The organism is Asanoa sp. NPDC050611 (assembly GCF_040654855.1).
Taxonomy (GTDB): domain Bacteria; phylum Actinomycetota; class Actinomycetes; order Mycobacteriales; family Micromonosporaceae; genus Asanoa.
On sequence record NZ_JBFAIU010000540.1, the window covers coordinates 1 to 3,343 of the forward strand.

Consider the following 3,343-nt stretch of genomic DNA (forward strand, 5'->3'; position numbering starts at 1 on the left):
GTCTGGTTCGGCGAGGACGACCAGGCCTACAACGTGACCGGCGGCGACGTGGTCTCGGCTGACTCTGGAACGCGAAGGAGCACCTTCAGTGCGGTCCATGCGCGGTCGCTGCGCGGCCCGTCTAGGAGCACATAGACCATGACCAGGAAGCTGACCAGTAACGCCATGATCAGCGAGGTGATCCCGACTGCGTTCATGGGTGCCGCCCTTGACCGTCGACCGAGCCCGTAGTGCGCCCGGATCGGAACTCGCATAGCACGGTGTGTCTTGATCGTCACGGACTGTAACGCTTGCACTCAGCATCGCATTCAGGCCCGCTCGCTGCAACGGTCGCATCGGGAATCCCGATTCGACCTTCCAAGACTGGGAGGTCTCCGAGTGCCCTCCAACTGCCCGTTTTGACCTGGTGGTTTCGCCATCCTCGCCACGTACCAATCAAGGCAAAGCATGCTTTCCTGGCCAAGCCTGGCTTACCACCTTTGGGGGAACGGCTCGCCGGGAATCTCGCGGAGGTACTTTCGTCACGATCGTCGGGCGCGTACGGTGGGCACGTTCAGACCCAGGAGGCCTGTGCAGTGTCCAGTCGCAAGGTGGCGGCAGCCGCGATCTCGTCCGGGAAAGTTGGCTAACCATGCCAACAAGTCCGACGGTGCGCCGCCGACGCCTTGCGGGTCACCTCCGAGGCCTGAGAGAGGCTTCGGGCCTGACGATTGACGAGGCCGCGGCGCGAGCAGACATCTCGCGATCAGCCTTGTCACGGATAGAGAACTCGACGGTCGCGGCAAAACCGCCGATCGTTCGATCCCTCACGCGCGTTTACAACGTCCCGGAAGCAAACGTCGAAGCGCTGGTACAGCTGGCCCGGGATGCAGGAAAGAGGGGCTGGTGGCAGGGCTACGGCGACATCTTGTCAACCGAGCTCGGCGTATATATCGGATTCGAGACCGAGGCGAATTCGGTCCGCGGCTACGAACCGTTGGTCCTCCCAGGTCTACTGCAAACAGAAGCCTACGCGGAAGCGGTATTTCGCGCGTTCGGTAGTCAAACGAAGCCCGAAGATATTGAGCGCAAAGTCGCCGCACGGGCCGAACGACAGCAACGCCTTAAAGAGCTGGATCTCTGGTTCATCGTGGAAGAGAGTGTCCTCCACAGACGCGTGGGTGGCTTGCCGGTGATGCGACCGCAGCTTGAACGGCTGACGGAGGTATCCCGCCAGCAGAATGTGACGCTCCAGGTAGTGCCGCTGGCTTCCGGCGCCCATCCGGGCCTTGACGGTTCTTTCAGCATATTTGGGTTCGCCGATGACAACGACCCCGACATTGGCTACTCGGAGAGTCCTGCCGGCGAGATCTGGATCGACAAACCCGACGACCTCCGCCGCTTGTCTCATGCCTTCGACATCCTGCGGGCAACCGCCCTGAGCTCCGACGCCAGCCACCACTTAATTGAGCGAATAGTCGAGGAACTAAAGTGACAGAATTGACTGCCCACTGGAAAAAGAGCTCCAAGAGCGCACAGGGCAACTGCGTGGAGGCGCGTCTCAGCGGGCCCAACACCGTCGAAATCCGCGACAGCAAGTTGCCGAATGGCCCGTCGATCAGCATTCCTTCCGAAAGCTGGACAGCATTCATCAATGCGACCAAGAGCCCGAACTAACAACGGCCGACCGGCTTGCCGAACGAGGTAAGGTTCGCGTCGCGCAGGAGTCCCCGGGGCGCCTAACAAAGCAGCCAGATCGCAAAAACAGCTGCGGACAAGGCTTTCCGGAGGTCCTCCAAGCCGGCGCCGCCGCTCCCAGTCGTTGCGACTCTGGTCCAGACGCGGGCACGTTGCGCTCGGAGTTTCGGTCTTCGGCGTGTTGGCAGTCCCGATTCGTCACGCCGACGGTGGCTGGCCCGTTGGTTGCCTGGGCGACGGCTCTCGATGCCCTGGCACCAGCCCGCGCTGACGACTGACTGACGACCGCAACGCAACCCGAGCTACCACAGCGACCACCAACTCGCGGGGTGTCCGGGGGCTCGGCCCCCGGAGCAGATATGCCGAGTCCCCCATGTCCGCGCCAACTGCGGACAAAGGGGGACCCAGGGACGAGCGGGTGACGGGAATCGAACCCGCACTGTCAGCTTGGGAAGCTGATGTTCTGCCATTGAACTACACCCGCGGCGGGACCACTCTACCCAATCACCGCAGGCTGCGCACCAACCCCCTGCGGTGAGGGGCGCGACTAGGGCAAGCGCAGGGTTTCGGGCCGTTCCTTCCCAACATGCTCATCGGTAACCTCCCTCACATCTGTTCCACGGGGAGGAAGAGGTGAGCAATGACGCTTCACGGAACACGTTGGGCGCTTCGGGCGGCCGGCACCGCCGGGGCCGCGCTCGCGCTCGCGCTCGGGGTCGGGGGTGCAGCGGTTGCCACGCCCGCCGCCAACGCGGCCGGCTCGGGCGAGGTTTGTGTCGGCGGCGGCGGCAGCCACGTCGATCTCAAGGTGAAGAAGGGTGCCGCGCAGCGGCAGGACCCCAACGACCTGTCCGCGGCCGAGGTCGCCGCGGCCGAGGCTGAGTTCGCTGCCGCGGCCGCCGCCAAGGGTGGTGGGGTTGCCGACGAGCGGGTCGCCGCGCGGAGGAAGATCACGATCCCGGTGGTCGTGCATGTCGTGTCCGAGGACGGCACGCGGGCGACCGGCAACATTCCGCGGTCGATGATCGATGCGCAGATCAACGTGCTCAACCAGGCGTACGGCGGGTTCACCGGTGGGGCGGCCGCGCCGTTCCAGTTCAAGCTCAAGAAGGTCAACCGCGTCGTCAACCCCGACTGGTCGCCGATTCTCGTCGAGACGCCGGCCGAGGTGCAGATGAAGCGCAAGCTGCGTGAGGGTGGGCCGGAGACGCTCAACATCTACGTCGGGCTGATCGACCCCGGGCTGCTCGGCTGGGCCACCTATCCGGAGCGGAAGTTCAACAAGTACGACGGTGCCGTCATCCTCTCCGAGTCGTTGCCCGGCGGCATCGAGGCGCCCTACAACGAGGGTGACACCGCCACGCACGAGGTCGGCCACTGGCTCAACCTCATGCACACGTTCGAGAACGGCTGCGAGGGCAAGGGCGACCACGTCGCCGACACGCCGGCCGAGGCCGACGCGCAGTTCGGCTGCCCGACCGGCGCCGACACCTGCACCGCGCCCGGGCTCGACCCGATCCACAACTTCATGGACTACACCGACGACGTCTGCATGTATCAGTTCACCGCCGGCCAGGTGAAGCGGATGACCCGCGCCTGGGACACGTTCCGCGGGCCGTGGTCCCCGAGCCGAACCAGCGGTAGGCGGGGTTGTCGAGGGTCCACG

At 64.7% G+C, this 3,343-nt stretch carries 4 protein-coding genes and 1 tRNA gene; 3 read left to right on the plus strand and 2 right to left on the minus strand.

Annotated elements, in window-relative coordinates; translation table 11 throughout:
- Positions 1 to 26: 26 nt before the first annotated feature.
- Positions 27 to 197 carry a hypothetical protein gene (locus AB0H87_RS39805; protein WP_360158378.1) on the minus strand — a complete coding sequence of 57 codons (171 nt, stop codon included), beginning with the start codon at positions 195 to 197 and terminating at the stop codon, positions 27 to 29.
- Positions 198 to 631: 434 nt separating this feature from the next.
- Between AB0H87_RS39805 and AB0H87_RS39810 the strand changes: the two genes are divergently transcribed.
- Both AB0H87_RS39810 and AB0H87_RS39815 read left to right on the plus strand, forming a co-directional pair.
- Positions 632 to 1,474, plus strand: a complete 843-nt coding sequence (locus tag AB0H87_RS39810; RefSeq protein WP_360158381.1) for a helix-turn-helix transcriptional regulator — start codon at positions 632 to 634, stop codon at positions 1,472 to 1,474.
- Positions 1,471 to 1,656: a DUF397 domain-containing protein gene (locus AB0H87_RS39815; RefSeq protein ID WP_360158384.1), complete on the plus strand. Its 186-nt coding sequence runs from the start codon at positions 1,471 to 1,473 to the stop codon at positions 1,654 to 1,656. The genes AB0H87_RS39810 and AB0H87_RS39815 overlap by 4 nt, the downstream gene beginning before the upstream one ends.
- 434 nt (positions 1,657 to 2,090) lie before the next feature.
- Here the strand turns inward: AB0H87_RS39815 and AB0H87_RS39820 are convergent.
- Positions 2,091 to 2,161 (minus strand) — tRNA-Gly (locus tag AB0H87_RS39820).
- Positions 2,162 to 2,317: 156 nt separating this feature from the next.
- On the opposite strand from AB0H87_RS39820, the gene AB0H87_RS39825 reads away from it, so the two are divergent.
- A partial coding sequence (locus AB0H87_RS39825; RefSeq protein WP_360158387.1) for a zinc metalloprotease occupies positions 2,318 to 3,343 on the plus strand: 1,026 nt, incomplete at its 3' end.

Coding starts and splice junctions, on each gene's coding strand:
- AB0H87_RS39810 (WP_360158381.1), top strand. CDS start 632: ATGCCAACAAGTCCGACGGTGCGCCGCCGACGCCTTGCGGGTCACCTC.
- AB0H87_RS39805 (WP_360158378.1), bottom strand. CDS start 197: ATGAACGCAGTCGGGATCACCTCGCTGATCATGGCGTTACTGGTCAGC.